Annotated in this window: 14 protein-coding genes; 8 read left to right on the forward strand and 6 right to left on the reverse strand. The window is 74.6% G+C overall.

Annotated elements, in window-relative coordinates:
- From narH to narI, 3 genes are read left to right on the forward strand one after another with little or no spacing between them, the layout of a single operon-like run.
- A complete protein-coding gene (narH, locus tag C229_RS0116560; protein ID WP_018656201.1) occupies positions 1 to 1662 on the forward strand; it encodes a nitrate reductase subunit beta in 1662 nt (553 codons plus the stop codon).
- Positions 1659 to 2252, forward strand: coding sequence for a nitrate reductase molybdenum cofactor assembly chaperone (gene narJ / locus C229_RS0116565; RefSeq protein WP_018656202.1), 594 nt, complete (start codon positions 1659 to 1661; stop codon positions 2250 to 2252). Before narH ends, narJ begins: the two co-directional genes overlap by 4 nt.
- A complete protein-coding gene (gene narI / locus C229_RS0116570; RefSeq protein ID WP_018656203.1) occupies positions 2249 to 2974 on the forward strand; it encodes a respiratory nitrate reductase subunit gamma in 726 nt (241 codons plus the stop codon). The genes narJ and narI overlap by 4 nt, the downstream gene beginning before the upstream one ends.
- On the opposite strand, the gene C229_RS0116575 is transcribed toward narI, so the two are convergent.
- Positions 2961 to 3896, reverse strand: a complete 936-nt coding sequence (locus tag C229_RS0116575; protein WP_018656204.1) for a tellurite resistance/C4-dicarboxylate transporter family protein — start codon at positions 3894 to 3896, stop codon at positions 2961 to 2963. The genes narI and C229_RS0116575 overlap by 14 nt on opposite strands.
- A 113-nt stretch (positions 3897 to 4009) precedes the next feature.
- Between C229_RS0116575 and glpK the strand changes: the two genes are divergently transcribed.
- On the forward strand, positions 4010 to 5527 hold the full coding sequence (glpK, locus tag C229_RS0116580; protein WP_018656205.1) for a glycerol kinase GlpK: 1518 nt from the start codon (positions 4010 to 4012) through the stop codon (positions 5525 to 5527).
- On the opposite strand, the gene C229_RS0116585 is transcribed toward glpK, so the two are convergent.
- Positions 5524 to 6498: a Gfo/Idh/MocA family protein gene (locus tag C229_RS0116585; RefSeq protein WP_018656206.1), complete on the reverse strand. Its 975-nt coding sequence runs from the start codon at positions 6496 to 6498 to the stop codon at positions 5524 to 5526. The two genes, glpK and C229_RS0116585, sit on opposite strands and share 4 nt — an antisense overlap.
- Positions 6499 to 6652: 154 nt before the next feature.
- On the opposite strand from C229_RS0116585, the gene trxA reads away from it, so the two are divergent.
- Positions 6653 to 7027 (forward strand): thioredoxin, encoded by a 375-nt coding sequence (gene trxA / locus C229_RS0116590; RefSeq protein ID WP_018656207.1) that lies wholly within the window; start codon positions 6653 to 6655, stop codon positions 7025 to 7027.
- Positions 7028 to 7040: 13 nt separating this feature from the next.
- Here trxA and C229_RS0116595 read toward each other — a convergent pair whose 3' ends face one another.
- Together C229_RS0116595 and C229_RS0116600 are read right to left on the reverse strand one after the other, a co-directional pair.
- Entirely contained in the window at positions 7041 to 8414 is a 1374-nt protein-coding gene (locus C229_RS0116595; RefSeq protein ID WP_018656208.1) for an NADP-dependent succinic semialdehyde dehydrogenase, read from the reverse strand.
- A 45-nt stretch (positions 8415 to 8459) separates the two neighbouring features.
- Positions 8460 to 9494, reverse strand: a complete 1035-nt coding sequence (locus C229_RS0116600; protein WP_018656209.1) for a lactonase family protein — start codon at positions 9492 to 9494, stop codon at positions 8460 to 8462.
- 129 nt (positions 9495 to 9623) lie between these two features.
- Here C229_RS0116600 and C229_RS30905 point away from each other — a divergent pair, with 129 nt between their 5' ends.
- Together C229_RS30905 and pgi are read left to right on the forward strand one after the other, a co-directional pair.
- Complete coding sequence (locus C229_RS30905) at positions 9624 to 10856, forward strand: DUF2252 family protein (protein WP_018656210.1); 1233 nt, start codon at positions 9624 to 9626, stop codon at positions 10854 to 10856.
- Positions 10857 to 10947: 91 nt separating this feature from the next.
- Positions 10948 to 12612: a glucose-6-phosphate isomerase gene (gene pgi, locus C229_RS0116610; RefSeq protein WP_018656211.1), complete on the forward strand. Its 1665-nt coding sequence runs from the start codon at positions 10948 to 10950 to the stop codon at positions 12610 to 12612.
- An 84-nt stretch (positions 12613 to 12696) separates the two neighbouring features.
- On the opposite strand, the gene C229_RS0116615 is transcribed toward pgi, so the two are convergent.
- Both C229_RS0116615 and C229_RS0116620 read right to left on the reverse strand, forming a co-directional pair.
- Positions 12697 to 12951: an EF-hand domain-containing protein gene (locus tag C229_RS0116615; RefSeq protein ID WP_018656212.1), complete on the reverse strand. Its 255-nt coding sequence runs from the start codon at positions 12949 to 12951 to the stop codon at positions 12697 to 12699.
- 198 nt (positions 12952 to 13149) lie between these two features.
- Positions 13150 to 14088, reverse strand: coding sequence for an AraC family transcriptional regulator (locus C229_RS0116620; protein WP_026313864.1), 939 nt, complete (start codon positions 14086 to 14088; stop codon positions 13150 to 13152).
- 81 nt (positions 14089 to 14169) lie between these two features.
- On the opposite strand from C229_RS0116620, the gene C229_RS0116625 reads away from it, so the two are divergent.
- A complete protein-coding gene (locus C229_RS0116625; protein WP_018656214.1) occupies positions 14170 to 15000 on the forward strand; it encodes an NAD(P)H-binding protein in 831 nt (276 codons plus the stop codon).
- Positions 15001 to 15022: the final 22 nt, after the last annotated feature.

Consider the following 15022-nt stretch of genomic DNA (forward strand, 5'->3'; position numbering starts at 1 on the left):
ATGCGCGTCATGGCCCAGCTCGCGATGGTGATGAACCTCGACAAGTGCATCGGCTGCCACACCTGCTCGGTCACGTGCAAGCAGACGTGGACCAACCGCGCGGGCGTCGAGTACGTGTGGTTCAACAACGTCGAGACCCGCCCCGGCCAGGGCTACCCGCGCCGCTACGAGGACCAGGAGCAGTGGCGCGGCGGCTGGACGCTCGACCGCAAGGGCCGCCTCAAACCGCGGTCGGGCGGCCGCGCGCGGCGCATGTTCACGCTGTTCTCCAACCCGCTGCTGCCCTCGATCCAGGACTACTACGAGCCCTGGACCTACGACTACGCGACGCTGACGTCCGCGCCGCTCGGCGACGACTTCCCGGTCGCCCGGCCGCATTCGCTGATCAGCGGCGAGCCGATGAAGGTCGAGTGGAGCGCCAACTGGGACGACGACCTGGGCGGCGGCCCCGACCTGGCCCGCCGCGACCCGGTCGTGGAGAGGATCTCCGACGCGGTCCGGCTCGACTTCGAGCGCGCGTTCATGTTCTACCTGCCGCGCATCTGCGAGCACTGCCTGAACCCGACGTGCATGGCCGCGTGCCCGTCCGGCGCGATCTACAAGCGCGAGGAGGACGGGATCGTCCTGGTCGACCAGGACGCGTGCCGGGGCTGGCGGATGTGCGTCACCGGCTGCCCGTACAAGAAGATCTACTTCAACCACCGCACCGGCAAGGCCGAGAAGTGCACGTTCTGCTATCCGCGCGTGGAGGTCGGGCTGCCGACCGTCTGCTCGGAGACGTGCGTGGGACGGCTGCGCTACATCGGCGTGCTGCTGTACGACCAGGACCGCGTCACCGAGGCCGCGAGCGTCGAGGACGACCGCGACCTGTACGCCGCGCAGCTCGACGTCTTCCTCGATCCCGACGATCCGGCCGTTCGCGAGCGGGCCCGCCGCGACGGCGTCCCGGACGCCTGGGTCGAGGCGGCCCGCCGTTCGCCGGTGCACGCGCTGATCAGCAAGTACCAGGTCGCGCTGCCGCTGCATCCGGAGTACCGGACGCTGCCGATGGTCTGGTACGTCCCGCCGCTGTCGCCGGTCGTCGAGGCGCTGCGCGACAGCGGCCACGACGGCGAGGACGCCGGGAACCTGTTCGGCGCGATCGAGACGCTGCGCATCCCCGTCGAGTACCTGGCCGAGCTGTTCACGGCGGGCGACACCGAGCCGGTCACGGCCGTGCTGCGGCGGCTGGCCGCGATGCGCTCCTACATGCGCGACGTGACGCTCGGCGACCCGGCCGACCCCGGTAAGGCCGCCGCCGTCGGCCTCACCGAGACCGAGATGGGGGAGATGTACCGGCTGCTGGCGCTCGCCAAGTACGACGAGCGCTACGTCATCCCCACGCAGGCCGCCGCCGAGGCGGCGGCGCTGGAGGAGACGGCGTGCTCGGTGCCGGGCTCCGGCGGCCTGGACGGCGCCGCGCCGGTGTCCGGCCCGTTCGGTGAGGCGTCCGGGCCGCCGCCGACACCGACCGCCGAGAACTTCCACGCGCTCAAGGACCGGCAGACGAGCGGCGCGCTCACCCGCCCGCAGGATCGGAGGGGCAGGGTGAACCTGCTGAACTGGGACGGCAAGGGCAGCCCGGACGGGCTGTTCCCCGGACGCGACGGGGACGGGCGGTGAGCGCGCCGGTCTGGCAGGCCGCGTCGCTGCTGCTGAGCTACCCCGACACCGCGCTGTACGACCGCCGCGCCCTGCTGCGCGCGTCCGTGGCCGAGCTGCCGCGCGGCGTCCCGGCGTCCCGGCTCGCCGCGTTCCTGGACCACCTGGACGCCACCGCGCACGGCGACCTGGCCCGCCACTACGTCGAGACGTTCGACCTGCGGCGCCGCTGCTGCCTCTACCTGACCTACTACCGCGACGGCGACACCCGCCGCCGGGGCGCGTCGCTGGCCGCGCTCATCCAGCGGTACCGGGCGGCGGGCGTCGTCCCGGCGACCAGCGAACTGCCCGACTTCCTGCCGGTCGTGCTGGAGTTCGCCGCGCTGCACGGCGGCGGCGACCTGCTCGCCGAGCACCGGCCCGGCCTGGAACTGCTGCGCATCGCGCTCACCGACCGGGGCTCGCCCTACGCCGCGCCCGTCGAGGCGGTCTGCGCGACGCTGCCGGGCGTCTCGCCGCGCGACCGCGCCGCCGCGCTGGCGATGGCGCGGTCCGGGCCGCCCGCCGAGCAGGTCGGCCTGATCCCCTTCGGCCCGGGAGCGCCCGCGTGAGCCTGCTGCTGTGGGTCGCGTTCCCCTACGTCGCGCTCGCCTCGCTCGTCGGCGGAACGGTCTGGCGGTACCGCTACGACCGGTTCGGCTGGACGACCCGTTCCTCGGAGCTGTACGAGAAGCGGCTGCTGCGCGTCGCCAGCCCGCTCTTCCACTACGGGTTGCTGTTCGTCATCGGCGGCCACGCGCTCGGGCTGCTGATCCCCGAGCAGTGGACGTCGCTGGTCGGCTCGGAGACCACCTACCACGCCGTGTCGCTGTACGCCGGGACGGCGGCGGGGCTCGCGGCCGGGGCGGGGCTCGTCCTGCTCGTCTACCGGCGCCGCCGCACGGGCCCGGTGTTCGCCGCCACGACCCGCAACGACAAGGTCATGTACCTGCTGCTCGGCGGCGCGCTGCTGCTCGGCATCGGCGTCACGACGATCGAGAACGGCCTGCTCGGCGGGTACGACTACCGGCAGACGGTCTCGCCGTGGTTCCGGGGGATCTTCCTGCTGGACCCGCGTCCGGAGCTGATGGAAGGAGCGCCGTTGCTGTACCGCTTCCACGTGGTCCTGGGGTTCGCGCTGATCGCGCTGTTCCCGTTCACGCGGCTGATCCACGCGTTCGCGGTGCCGGTGAAGTACCCGTTCCGGCCGTACATCGTCTACCGCCGCCGCACCGGCACCGCCCCGGCCACCCGCGCCGCGCGGCGCGGCTGGGAGCCGGTCAGCCGCGACTGAGGTGGCGCAGCGCGCCCGTCCCGACGACCGCCCACACGATCACGGCGGGCCACAGCAGCACCTCGCCGGCGGTGCCGAGCCAGGAGAGGCCCGCGACGGACGCCGCCGTGATCGTCGCGACCGCCGTCATGCCGAGCGGGAACACGGTGGACCAGCGGCGCACGTCGTAGCGCCACCGGGGCCAGCGGACCTCGCACACCACGAGCACCGCGTACCAGGCCAGCGCGGCGGCCAGCACGGCCAGGGTCGCCCACACCAGCGGGTCGCGGGCCGTCGCGGGCGTCGCGGCGGCCAGCTTCCCGGCGGCCAGCGCGGAGATCGCCAGCGCGCCGCCCGCGACCCAGTGGTCCCCGGCCCCCACGCGGAGCTGCGCGAGGTCGAACCGCGACAGCACCATCGCGTACAGCGCCAGGCCGACGAGGAACAGCAGCCCGGCGGGCCACAGCAGCCACCCGAACGGCCACGCGCCGGGCTCGGTCGCGGCCAGCGTCGCCGCCAGCACCGCGAGGGACTGCGTCGAGACGCACACCAGGTACGCGGCGCCCGGCAGCCGGTCGCGCAGGTGCCGCACGACGGCCGGCAGCAGCACCGCCCACAGCACCGCCGCGATCACCAGCAGCAGCGCCGCGACGCCCCGCCACCCGAGCAGCGACAGCCGCACCCCGAGGACGCCCGTGCCCGCCACGCCCGTCAGCGCGGCGGGCGTCACCGCCTCCCGCGTCCAGCGCGCCCGGTCGGCGCCGAGCCGCCCGGCGAACACCGCGCCGAGCAGCACCCACAGCACCGCCGCGATCACCAGCAGCGCCAGCGACGCCCACTCCACGCCCGCCAGATGCAACCCGACCGACACGATGCCGGTCGCCATCACCTCCGCGCCCCACGCGGGAGTCACGATGCCGGTGCCGCGCCGCAGTCCGTCCACCCGGGGATCGTGCCGTCCGGTGCGACGCGCCGGTCGGGGGACACGCTGCGCTTTGCCGGGCGGTGGTCCGGGATATGTTCTCCCGAGCCCCCACCCGTGGAAGGAGCCGGACCATGGCCGACTTCGTCGGAGCGCTCGACCAGGGCACGACCAGCACCCGCTTCATGATCTTCGATCACGGCGGCGCCGAGGTCGCCCGCCACCAGCTCGAACACGAGCAGATCCTGCCGCGCTCGGGGTGGGTGGAGCACAATCCGCTGGAGATCTGGGAGCGGACCCGCGCGGTCGTCGAGACCGCGCTGACCAAGGCGAACCTGGACGCCTCCGACCTCGCGGCGGCCGGGATCACCAACCAGCGCGAGACCACCGTGGTGTGGAACCGGCGCACCGGCCGCCCGTACGCCAACGCGATCGTCTGGCAGGACACCCGCACCGACCGGATCGCCGCCGCGCTCGACCGCGACGGGCGCGGCGACGTCATCCGGCACCGGGCCGGGCTGCCGCCCGCCACCTACTTCGCCGCCGGGAAGGCGCAGTGGATCCTGGAGAACGTGGACGGCGTCCGCGCCGACGCCGAACGCGGCGACGCGCTGTTCGGCACGATGGACACCTGGATCCTCTGGAACCTCACCGGCGGCCGGGACGGCGGCGTGCACGTCACCGACGTCACCAACGCCTCCCGCACCATGCTGATGGACCTGGAGACGCTCGACTGGGACGACGAACTGCTGTCCTTCTTCAACCTCCCGCGCGCGATGCTGCCGCGCATCATGCCGTCCTCGGCGCCCGAGCCGTACGGCGTCACGCTCGCGTCCGGGCCGTTCGGCGGCGAGGTGCCGCTGACCGGTGTGCTCGGTGACCAGCAGGCCGCCACCGTCGGGCAGGTCTGCTTCGCGCCGGGCGAGGCCAAGAACACCTACGGCACCGGCAACTTCCTGCTGCTCAACACCGGCACCGAACTCGTCCGCTCCGAGGCGGGCATGCTCACGACGGTCTGCTACCGGTTCGGTGACGACGCCCCCGTCTACGCGCTGGAGGGCTCGATCGCCGTCACCGGGTCGGCCGTGCAGTGGCTGCGCGACCAGCTCGGCATCATCTCCGGCGCCGCGCAGAGCGAGTCCCTGGCCGCCCAGGTCGAGGACAGCGGCGGCGTGTACTTCGTCCCGGCGTTCTCCGGGCTGTTCGCGCCGTACTGGCGCAGCGACGCGCGCGGCGCCATCGTGGGGCTCTCGCGGTACAACACCAACGCGCACCTGGCCCGCGCCACGCTGGAGGCCATCTGCTACCAGAGCCGGGACGTCGTGGAGGCCATGCACCGGGACTCGGGCGTCTCCCTGGACGTCCTCAAGGTGGACGGCGGCGTCACCGCGAACGAGCTGTGCATGCAGTTGCAGGCCGACATCCTCGGCGTGCCGGTCTCCCGCCCCGTCGTCGCCGAGACCACCGCGCTCGGCGCCGCCTACGCCGCCGGGCTCGCCACCGGGTTCTGGCGCGACACCGACGAATTGCGCGCCAACTGGGCCGAGGACCGGCGCTGGGAACCGCGGTGGGACGACGACCGCCGCGCCGACGGCTACGCGGGCTGGCGCAAGGCCGTCGAGCGCACCTTCGGCTGGGTGGACGTGGACTAGCCCGCGCCGGCCTGCGCGCGGACGGCCTCGATCGTCGCCAGGATGGCGACGGTCTCGTCCAGCGGCATCAGCGGCGACTCGGTGAGTCCCGCGCGCAGGCAGCGGGCCACCTCCCGCGCCTGGTAGCCGTAGCCGTGGCCGGGCAGCTCGGTCGTGAACGTCTCCGGTTCGGCGCCGGTGCGGACGAGCGTCAGCGCGCCCGGCCGGTAGAACGGCGCCGCGAACTCCAGCCGCCCCCGGGTGCCGACGACGGTCGCCGTGTGCGGGGAGTCGCCGCGCAGGCCGCAGTGCAGCAGCGCCAGCGCGCCCGAGTCGTAGCCGAGCAGGATGCCGGTGTTGGCGTCCACGCCGGTCGGGGCGGGGGCCGTGACGGAGCGGACGGTGTCCGGCGCGCCGAGCAGCGGCCAGGTGAACGACAGCGCGTAGCAGCCGAGGTCGAACAGGGCGCCGCCCGCCAGGTCGGCGTCCCAGAGGCGGTTCGCCGGGTCGTAGGCGGGGGCGATGGAGAAATCGGCGTAGACGGCGGTGACCTCCCCGATCGCGCCGTCGGCGGCCAGCGCGTAGCCACGGCGGACCAGCGGGTTGAACCGCGTCCACATGGCCTCCATCGCGAACAGGTTCCGTTCGCGGGCCAGCGCCGCCAGCGCGGCCGCGTCGGCCACCGACGTCGTGAACGGCTTCTCCACCAGCACCGCGCGGCCCGCCTCCAGGCAGAGCGCCGCCGGTTCGCGGTGCAGCGGGTGCGGGGTCGCGACGTAGACGACGTCCACCCCGGCGTCGGCGGCCAGCGCGGCGTACGAGCCGTGCGCGCGGGCGACGCCGTACCGGTCGGCGAACGCGCGGGCCGTGCCCTCGGCCCGCGACCCCACGGCCACGACCTCGTGATCGGGCAGGGCCAGCAGGTCCTCGGTGAAGACGGCGGCGATGCCGCCCGTGCCGAGCACGCCCCAGCGGATCGCACGCTCGCCCATCCCGGCTCCCTCCGCCGTCCCGATCGTGATCGTACGCTGCGCCCGCCGGGCCGCGCGTTCGCCCGGCGGGCGGTGGGTAGGGGCCGGAATGCGCCCGGCGCCGCCGGGGTTGACGTGGACGACGAGCCCAGTGCAGGCAGGAGAGGAGCACCCGATGGCCACCGTGGAGCTGACCCGCGAGACGTTCGACGCGACCCTCGACAAGGAGGGCATGGTCCTGGTCGACTTCTGGGCGTCCTGGTGCGGCCCGTGCCGGTCGTTCGCGCCCGTCTACGACCGCGTCTCGGAGAAGCACCCGGACGTGACGTTCGCCAAGGTCGACACCGAGGCCGAGCCGGAGCTGTCGGCCGCGTTCGAGATCAGCTCGATCCCCACCCTGATGATCGTCCGGGACAAGGTCGTGCTGTACTCCGAGCCCGGCGCGCTCCCGGAGAACGCCTTGGAGGACCTGATCTCGCAGGCCAAGGCGATCGACATGACCGAGGTGCAGCGCCAGGTCGCCGAGCGGCGGGACGCCCAGGGGAGCTGAGCGCCCCGGGCGCTCAGCCCACCCAGATCGTCTTGGTGTTCGCGAACGCGTGCAGGCCCGGTCCGGCCAGCTCGCGGCCGTAGCCGGAGCGCTTCACGCCGCCGAACGGCAGCTCGGGGTAGGACGTCACCATCCCGTTGAGGAACACCTGCCCCGCGTCCAGTTCGCGGATGAAGCGCTCCTGCTCGGCCAGGTCGTTCGTCCACGCGTTGGAGCCGAGCCCGAACCCGGTCGCGTTGGCCAGCTCGACGGCGGCCGACACGCCCCGCACCCGGTACAGCGACGCGACCGGCGCGAACACCTCCTCGCCGAAGATCCGCATGTCCCGGGTGATGCCGGTGACGACGGTCGGCGGGTAGTACCAGCCCGGCCCCGCGGGGATCTCGCCGCCGCACAGCACCGTCGCGCCCTTCTCCACGGCGTCCGCGACGAGCGCGGCGGCCTCCTCGCGGGCGGACTCGCTGACGAGCGGGCCGACGTCGGTGTCCGCGTCGCGCGGGTCGCCCACCCTCTTGGCGCGCATCGCGGCGACGAACAGCCGCTCGAACGCGTCCGCGACCTCCTCGTCCACGATGAACCGCTTGGCCGAGATGCAGCTCTGCCCGTTGTTGAGGCAGCGCGACTCGGCGGCGGTCGCGGCGGCGCGCTCCAGGTCGGCGGACGGCATGACGACGAACGGGTCGCTGCCGCCCAGCTCCAGCACGGTCGGCTTGATCTCCGCGCCCGCCGCGGCGGCCACCGCCCGTCCGGCGGGCTCGCTGCCGGTGAGCGTCGCGGCCTTGACGCGCGGGTCGCGGACGATCCCCTCGACCGCGCCCGACCCGATCAGCAGCGTCTGGAACGCCCCCTCGGGGAACCCGGCGCGGCGGAACAGCTCCTCCAGGAACAGCGCGGTCTGCGGCACGTTCGACGCGTGCTTGAGCAGCCCGACGTTCCCGACCATCAGCGCGGGCGCCGCGAACCGGATCACCTGCCACAGCGGGAAGTTCCACGGCATGACGGCGAGGACCGGCCCAAGCGGGTCGTAGCGGACGAACGCCCGCTTCGCGCCGACCGCCCCGGCGTCCACGACGCGCTCGGTGAGCAGGTCCTCCGCGTGGTCGGCGTAGTAGCGCAGCGCCTTGGCGCACTTGCCCGCCTCGGCGCGGGCGGCGGCGAGCGTCTTGCCCATCTCGGCCGTCATCACCGCCGCGATCCGGTCGGTCTCGGCGTCGAGCAGGTCGGCGGCGGCGCGCATCCACCGGGCGCGGTCCTCGTAGGGGGTGAGGCGGTAGGAGCCGAACGCGTGCGCGGCGCGGCCGAGCGCGCGGTCGACCTCCTCCCCGCTCATCGCGTCGAACGTCTTCTCCACCTCGCCGGTGGCCGGATTCGTGCTGGCGATCCCCATGACCGTTGCCCCCCTGATCGGTTCCAAGGGGCCCGTTCCCGCCGCTTACCTGGGGAAACGCGCCGTGATCAGGCAGACCGGGGACGGGACGTCGACGTTCGCGCCGGTCGCGACGGGCACGCCGTCCGCGCCGATCGCGAACGCCGTGACCCCGCCGCCGTTCTCGTTCGCGACGAGCAGCGCCGCCGCGTCCGCCCACAGGTCGCGCGGCCCGGCGCCGCCGGACGGCACGTCCGCGACCGGGCTGAGCCGGGCGCCGCCGTCCTCGACGCGGTGCGCCGTGACGACGTCGGCGCCGCGCATGGACGTGTAGACGAACGCGCCGTCCGCGCCGATCTTGATCGCGGCGCCGGTCGAGCCGTTCGGCGTCGCCCCGGCGGTCGCCGCCGACTCGGCGGTCACGCTCAGGTCGGCGTAGGAGCCGCCGGGCGTCAGGACGAGCAGCCGGGGCTCCAGCTCGCACATCAGGTAGACGCGTCCGGACGGGTGCAGGGCCAAGTGCCGGGGGCCGTGACCGGGCGGCACCGCCAGCTCGGCCAGCACCTCCAGCTCGCCGCCGCGCGCCCGCAGGGTGCGGACGGTGTCGGTGCCGAGGTCGGTGGCCAGCGCGGTGCCGTCCGGGGTCCACAGGACGTTGTGGGCGTGCGGGGCGTCCTGCCGGTCGGTCCGCGGGCCGCTGCCCCGGCCGTGGAACAGGCCCGGGTCGCCGGTGAGGTCGCCCGCCTCGTCCAGCGCCAGCGCGGCGACGGTCCCGGCGGTGTAGCAGGCGACGAGCAGCGTGCGGCCGTCCGGGGAGACGGCGAGGTGGCACGGGTCGGCCGGGAGGGTCCGGGAACCGGTCTCGCGCAGCGTGCCGTCGGCGCCGACGGCGAACGCGACGACGCCGCCCTCGGGCTGCTCGCGGACCGCGTAGAGGCGGTCGCCGCGCGGCCCGGCCGCCAGGTACGACGGCGCGACGGTCTCGGCGGCGAGCGACGGGCCGTCCAGCGCGCCGTCCGCGCCCTGCCGCAGCAGGTAGACGCCCCGGCCCCGGCCCATGTCGCCGGTGTAGGTACCGGCCCACCACGCGCGCGTGCTCACATCCGCCCCCCAACGCTCGATGATCTTCTCCGACCCTACGGCCTCGCCGGGCGGTCCGAGCGGGTCTTGCCTGGTTCTTGGTGTTATGCGACCCCGGCCGTTGGAACGACGCCCCAGAGGAGGGTGCGCGTGACGACTGCGGGCGAGCGGTACCGGCGGGGCCGCGCGCTGCGCGCGCAGGTTCCCCGCGCCGCGCACGCCGTGTGGGCGCCGCCGTCCGGCCGCCGCCCGCCCGCCGCCCCGGCCGCGCTGCGCCCGGCGGCGACGCCGCTCGCGCTGCTGTGCGCGACGCCCGCCGCGATGGCCGCCGACCTGGCCCGCACCCCCGTCACCGGCCTGGACGTCCAGGCCGCCGGAGACGCGCACCTGCTCAACTTCGGCGCCCACACCGCCGACGCCGGGCCGCCGCTGTTCGGCCTCACCGGCTACGACCACACCCATCCCGGCCCGTGGGAGTGGGACGTCAAGCGGCTGGCCGCGAGCCTCGCCGTCGCCGCGCTCCAGAACGGCCACGCCGAGGGCGCCGCCCGGTACACGGCGCGGTGCGCGGCCACCGCCTACCGGGAGTGGGTCCGGGGCTTCGCCGAGATGTCCGACATCGACGTGTTCACGTTCCGCCAGGCCGCGTGCGGCGTCCTGGACGGCGCCCCGCTGCGGCGGCGGCGCCCCACCCGGCCCGGCACGGCGCGCGACGGGCTCCCGCCGCTGTGGCGGCTCACCGAGGCGTGCGACGGCGCCCGCCGCATCACCGACGACCCGCCGCTGCTCGACCACGCCGGAGCCCGCCCGCCGGACGCGTTCGCCGCCGCGCTCACCGGCTACCTGCGCACCCTCGGCGAGGACGCCGCGGCCCTGCTCGGCGGCTACCGCGTCACCGACGCCGCCCGCGAGGCGTCCGGCGGCCACCTCGTCGCGCTGACCGGCCGCGACGAGCACGACCCGCTCGTGCTGGCCGTCCGCCCGGCGGGCCGCTCGGCCCTGGCCCCGCACGTGCGGCCCGCCGCGTTCCCCGACCCGGGGCACCGCGTCGTCGCCGGGCGGCGCCGCATCCAGCCCGTCCCCGATCCCTTCCTCGGCTGGGGCGCCGGTCCCGGCGGACGCCGCCACGTGTGGTGCTGGCTGCGGGACGTCCCCGCCACGCCCGACCCGACGCGGATGCGGCTGGAGAGCCTGGCCGCCTACGGCGCGGCGTGCGCGCAGGCGCTCGCCCGCGCCCACGCCCTCACCGGCGACCGGATCGCGCTGGCCGGATACCTCGGCTCGGCCGACCGGTTCGACCGCGCCGTCGCCGCGTTCGCGGTCGCCTACGCCGCACAGAACGCCGCCGACCACCGGGAGTTCCGCGCCGCGCGGTTGACGTGAAGCCCGGCGGGAAGGCCCCGCCCTATGATCGCCTGGGGGAGGCGGTGCGGGCGCCGCGCGCCCGTCTCAGGCACGGCGGAGAAGGGGACACATGACGGACATCGCCGCTTCGGCGGAATGGTCGGCGCTCACCGGGCACCACGCGGACCTGGCGGAGGTGACGCTGCGCGAGCTGTTCGCCACCGATCCCGGCCGCGCCGAACGCCTCACCGTCACCGCCGCCGACCTGTACCTCGACTACTCCAAGCACCTGGTCACCGACGAGACGCTGCGGCTGCTGGCCGGTCTCGCCGAACGCGCCGGGCTGCGCGAGCGCACCGAGGCGATGCTCACCGGTGAGCACATCAACGTCAGCGAGGACCGCGCCGTCCTGCACACCGCGCTGCGGCTGCCGCCCGGCGCGTCCCTCACCGTCGACGGCCAGGACGTCGCGGGCGACGTGCACGCCGTCCTGGACCGGATGGCCGCGTTCGCCGGGAAGGTCCGGTCGGGGGAGTGGACCGGGTTCACCGGGAAGCGCGTCACCACCGTCGTCAACATCGGCATCGGCGGCTCGGACCTCGGCCCCGCGATGGCCTACGAGGCGCTGCGCGACTACGCCGACCTGCCGGACCGGCCCGGCGAACGCATCGACGCCCGGTTCGTCTCCAACGTCGACCCCGCCGACATCACCGGCGTCCTGGCCGGCCTCGACCCCGAGCGGACGCTGTTCGTCGTCGCGTCCAAGACGTTCGGCACGCTGGAGACGCTGACCAACGCCAAGGTCGCCCGCGCCTGGCTCGTCGGCCGCCTCGGCGACGAGGCCGCCGTCGCGGACCACTTCGTCGCGGTGTCCACCAACGCCGAGCGCGTCGCGGAGTTCGGCATCGACACCTCGGCCATGTTCGGCTTCTGGGACTGGGTCGGCGGCCGGTACTCCTTCGACGGCGCCATCGGCCTGTCGCTCATGCTCGCCGTCGGCGCCGAGCGGTTCCGCGAGATGCTCGCCGGATTCCACGCCATGGACGAGCACTTCCGCACCGCGCCGTTCACCGCCAACATGCCGGTGATCATGGGAATGCTCGGCATCTGGTACACCGACTTCTTCGGCGCCCAGACCCGCGCCGTGCTGCCCTACAGCCAGCGCCTCGCCCGCTTCCCCGCCTACCTCCAGCAGCTCACGATGGAGTCCAACGGCAAGTCGGTGCGGGCCGACGGCGCACCGGTCACCGTGCCCACCGGCGAGATCTACTGGGGCGAGCCGGGCACCAACGGCCAGCACGCGTTCTACCAGCTCCTGCACCAGGGGACGCGACTCGTCCCGGCCGACTTCATCGGGTTCGCCGAGCCGTTCGAGGACGCCGCCGCCGGGGACGGTCCCGGCATGCACGACCTGCTCACCGCGAACCTGCTCGCGCAGTCGTCCGCGCTGGCGTTCGGCAAGACCGCCGCCGAGATCGTCGCCGAGGGGACGCCCGCCGAGCTGGTGCCGCACAAGGTGATGCCGGGCAACCGGCCGAGCGGCACGCTGCTCGCGCCGAAGCTGACGCCGTCCACGCTCGGGCAGCTCGTCGCCCTGTACGAGCACGTCGTGTTCGTCCAGGGGACCGTCTGGGGGATCGACTCGTTCGACCAGTGGGGCGTCGAGCTGGGCAAGGTCATGGCGAACGACCTGGTGCCCGCGCTGACGGAGCAGGCGCCGCCGTCCGGCCTGCCGGACGCGTCCACGGCCGCGCTCGTGCGCCGCTACCGGGAGCTGCGCGGCCGGAGCGTCTGAGCGCCCCTCCCGTTCCGGACAGCCGACCGGGCCCACACCGCGGGGTAGTGGGCCCGGGGTTCCGGCGGTGCGCCGATCAGGCCGTCAGCCGGCCGCGGCCAGGCCGCCGCTCGTCCAGCCCTGCGTCCGCAGGACCTGCGTGAATTCGGAGAAGGAGATGAATCCGTCGCGGTTGAGGTCGGCCTGCTCGAACCGATGCTGTACCTGCGCCTTGTTCCAGGACAATCCGAGATGGTCCAGAACGAGCGAGAACTCCATCAGGTCGAGTTTCTCGTCACCGCCGAGGTCCGCCCGCGAGAACACGGCAAGAAGGTCGTCCTCGGTCGGCTTGATGGTCATATCACTCCCTCGCATGGGTCCGATGTGCCCGCATCATGCCATAGCGGCCGGTGATTTCAGGAGGGGAAACGCCGCGCCGCACGGGAAAGTTCCCGGTCACCGGGTTCCGGACCGCGTGCAATACATGACGCCGGTGAAACAACCGTGTTCCGGGACGGAAAACGCCGAATTGCGTGCGCGGGAAATGCGCGCGGTCCTTCAGCGCCGGTCGCGGTACTCCTGCGGGCTGACCCCGTGCGCGCGCTTGAACGCGGTGCTGAGCGCGAACGGCGTCCCGTAGCCGACGCGCCGCGCCACCGCCTCCAGCGTCGCGTCGGTCTCGCGCAGCAGGTCGGCGGCCTGCGCGAGCCGGAACCCGGTGAGATACGCCATCGGCGGCTCCCCGACCAGGCGCCCGAACCGCTGGGCGAACGCCGCGCGGGACACCGCCGCCTCGGCGGCCAGCGCCGCGACCGTCCACGGCCGCGCCGGATCGGCGTGCACCGCCCGCAGCGCGGGCCCGACCACCGGGTCGCCGTGCGCCCGGTACCAGCCGGGCGCCGCCGCGTCCGGCCGCGCGAACCAGGCGCGCAGCACGGCGATGAGCAGCAGGTCGAGCAGCCGGTCCAGGACGACGTCCTGGCCGGGCTCGTCGCGGCCGATCTCGCTCTCCAGCAGCCCGGCCAGTGCCGCCGCCGCGCCCGCGTCCGCGCCCGGCACGGTCAGCACCGGCGGCAGCGCGGCCAGCAGCCGCCCGGTGACCGCGCCGCGCAGCCCGTAGGTGCCGACCAGCATCACGTCGGGGGCGTCCAGCGCGTCGCCCCAGGCCCGGACGCCGAGCGTCATCTGCTCGGTGCGGCTCGTCCCGTCGGGCGCGGAGCAGCGCTGCCCCGGATGGATGATCACCCGGACGGGCGTGGCCGGGTCGGACGTCATCGTGTACGGCTCGGGCCCGCGCACGATCGCGACGTCGCCCTGCGCGACCCGCACGGCCGGGCCGTCGCCGGACACCAGCCACGACGTGCCGCGCACCATCGCGACGAGCGTCAGCGGCGCCCGGTCCTGGACCCGCACCGACCACGGCGGCTCCATCGTGACCCGCAGCAGGAAGGCACCCCGCGCCCGGGGGCCGTCGAGGAGATCGGCGAGAGCGTCCACGCGGCGCACTCTAGACGCTCGCGTATGCGGACGCGCGTCCGAGCCATGTCCGCGCGCGGCCGGGTCCGGTGGACTGAGGACATGACGAACGACGACACCCTGCACCTGGTCACGGGCGGTACCGGCAAGACGGGCCGCCGCGTCGCCAACCGGCTCATGGAACGCGGCCTGCCGGTCCGCATCGGCTCCCGGTCGGCCGCCCTCCCCTTCGACTGGACCCGCGAGGACACCTACGGCCCGGCACTGGCGGGCGCCGGCGCGGTGTACCTCTCCTACCAGCCCGACCTGGCCGCCCCCGGCGCCCCGCAGACCATCGCGGCGTTCACCGAGGCGGCCGTCAAGGCGGGCGTGCGGCGGATCGTGCTCCTGTCGGGGCGCGGCGAGCCGGAGGCCGCCGAGTGCGAGGACGTCGTGCGCGCCTCGGGGCTGGAGTGGACGGTCCTGCGCTGCTCGTGGTTCGCGCAGAACTTCAGCGAGGACCACCTGCTCGACCCCGTCCGCGCCGGGGAGGTCGCGCTGCCCGCCGGGGACGTGCCCGAGCCGTTCGTGGACGCCGCCGACATCGCTGACGCGGCGGTCGCGGCGCTGACGCAGGACGGCCACCACGGCGAGGTCTACGAGCTGACCGGCCCGCGCGCCCTCACGTTCGCGCGGGCGGTGGCCGAGATCGGCGCGGCGGCGGGCCGCGACGTCGCCTACGTGCCGGTGCCGCTGGACGCCTACCTGGGCGTCCTGGCCGAGCACGGCGTGCCGGACGAGGTCGGCGGGCTGCTGGCCTACCTGTTCGGGACCGTCCTGGACGGCCGCAACGCCGCGCCCGCCGACGGCGTCCGCCGCGCCCTCGGCCGCGAACCCGCCGACTTCACCGACTATGCCCGCGCCACCGCCGCCACCGGCGTCTGGAACCCCTGAAACCGACACCCGACCGCAGAGG

The organism is Actinomadura flavalba DSM 45200 (genome assembly GCF_000374305.1).
Lineage (GTDB): Bacteria > Actinomycetota > Actinomycetes > Streptosporangiales > Streptosporangiaceae > Spirillospora > Spirillospora flavalba.

What these genes read in the sequence shown, in the direction of transcription:
- narH (WP_018656201.1), top strand. Translation starts at nt 1, where the DNA reads ATGCGCGTCATGGCCCAGCTCGCGATGGTGATGAACCTCGACAAGTGC.
- glpK (WP_018656205.1), top strand. Translation starts at nt 4,010, where the DNA reads ATGGCCGACTTCGTCGGAGCGCTCGACCAGGGCACGACCAGCACCCGC.
- C229_RS0116585 (WP_018656206.1), bottom strand. Translation starts at nt 6,498, where the DNA reads ATGGGCGAGCGTGCGATCCGCTGGGGCGTGCTCGGCACGGGCGGCATC.
- trxA (WP_018656207.1), top strand. Translation starts at nt 6,653, where the DNA reads ATGGCCACCGTGGAGCTGACCCGCGAGACGTTCGACGCGACCCTCGAC.
- C229_RS0116595 (WP_018656208.1), bottom strand. Translation starts at nt 8,414, where the DNA reads ATGGGGATCGCCAGCACGAATCCGGCCACCGGCGAGGTGGAGAAGACG.
- pgi (WP_018656211.1), top strand. Translation starts at nt 10,948, where the DNA reads ATGACGGACATCGCCGCTTCGGCGGAATGGTCGGCGCTCACCGGGCAC.
- C229_RS0116615 (WP_018656212.1), bottom strand. Translation starts at nt 12,951, where the DNA reads ATGACCATCAAGCCGACCGAGGACGACCTTCTTGCCGTGTTCTCGCGG.
- C229_RS0116625 (WP_018656214.1), top strand. Translation starts at nt 14,170, where the DNA reads ATGACGAACGACGACACCCTGCACCTGGTCACGGGCGGTACCGGCAAG.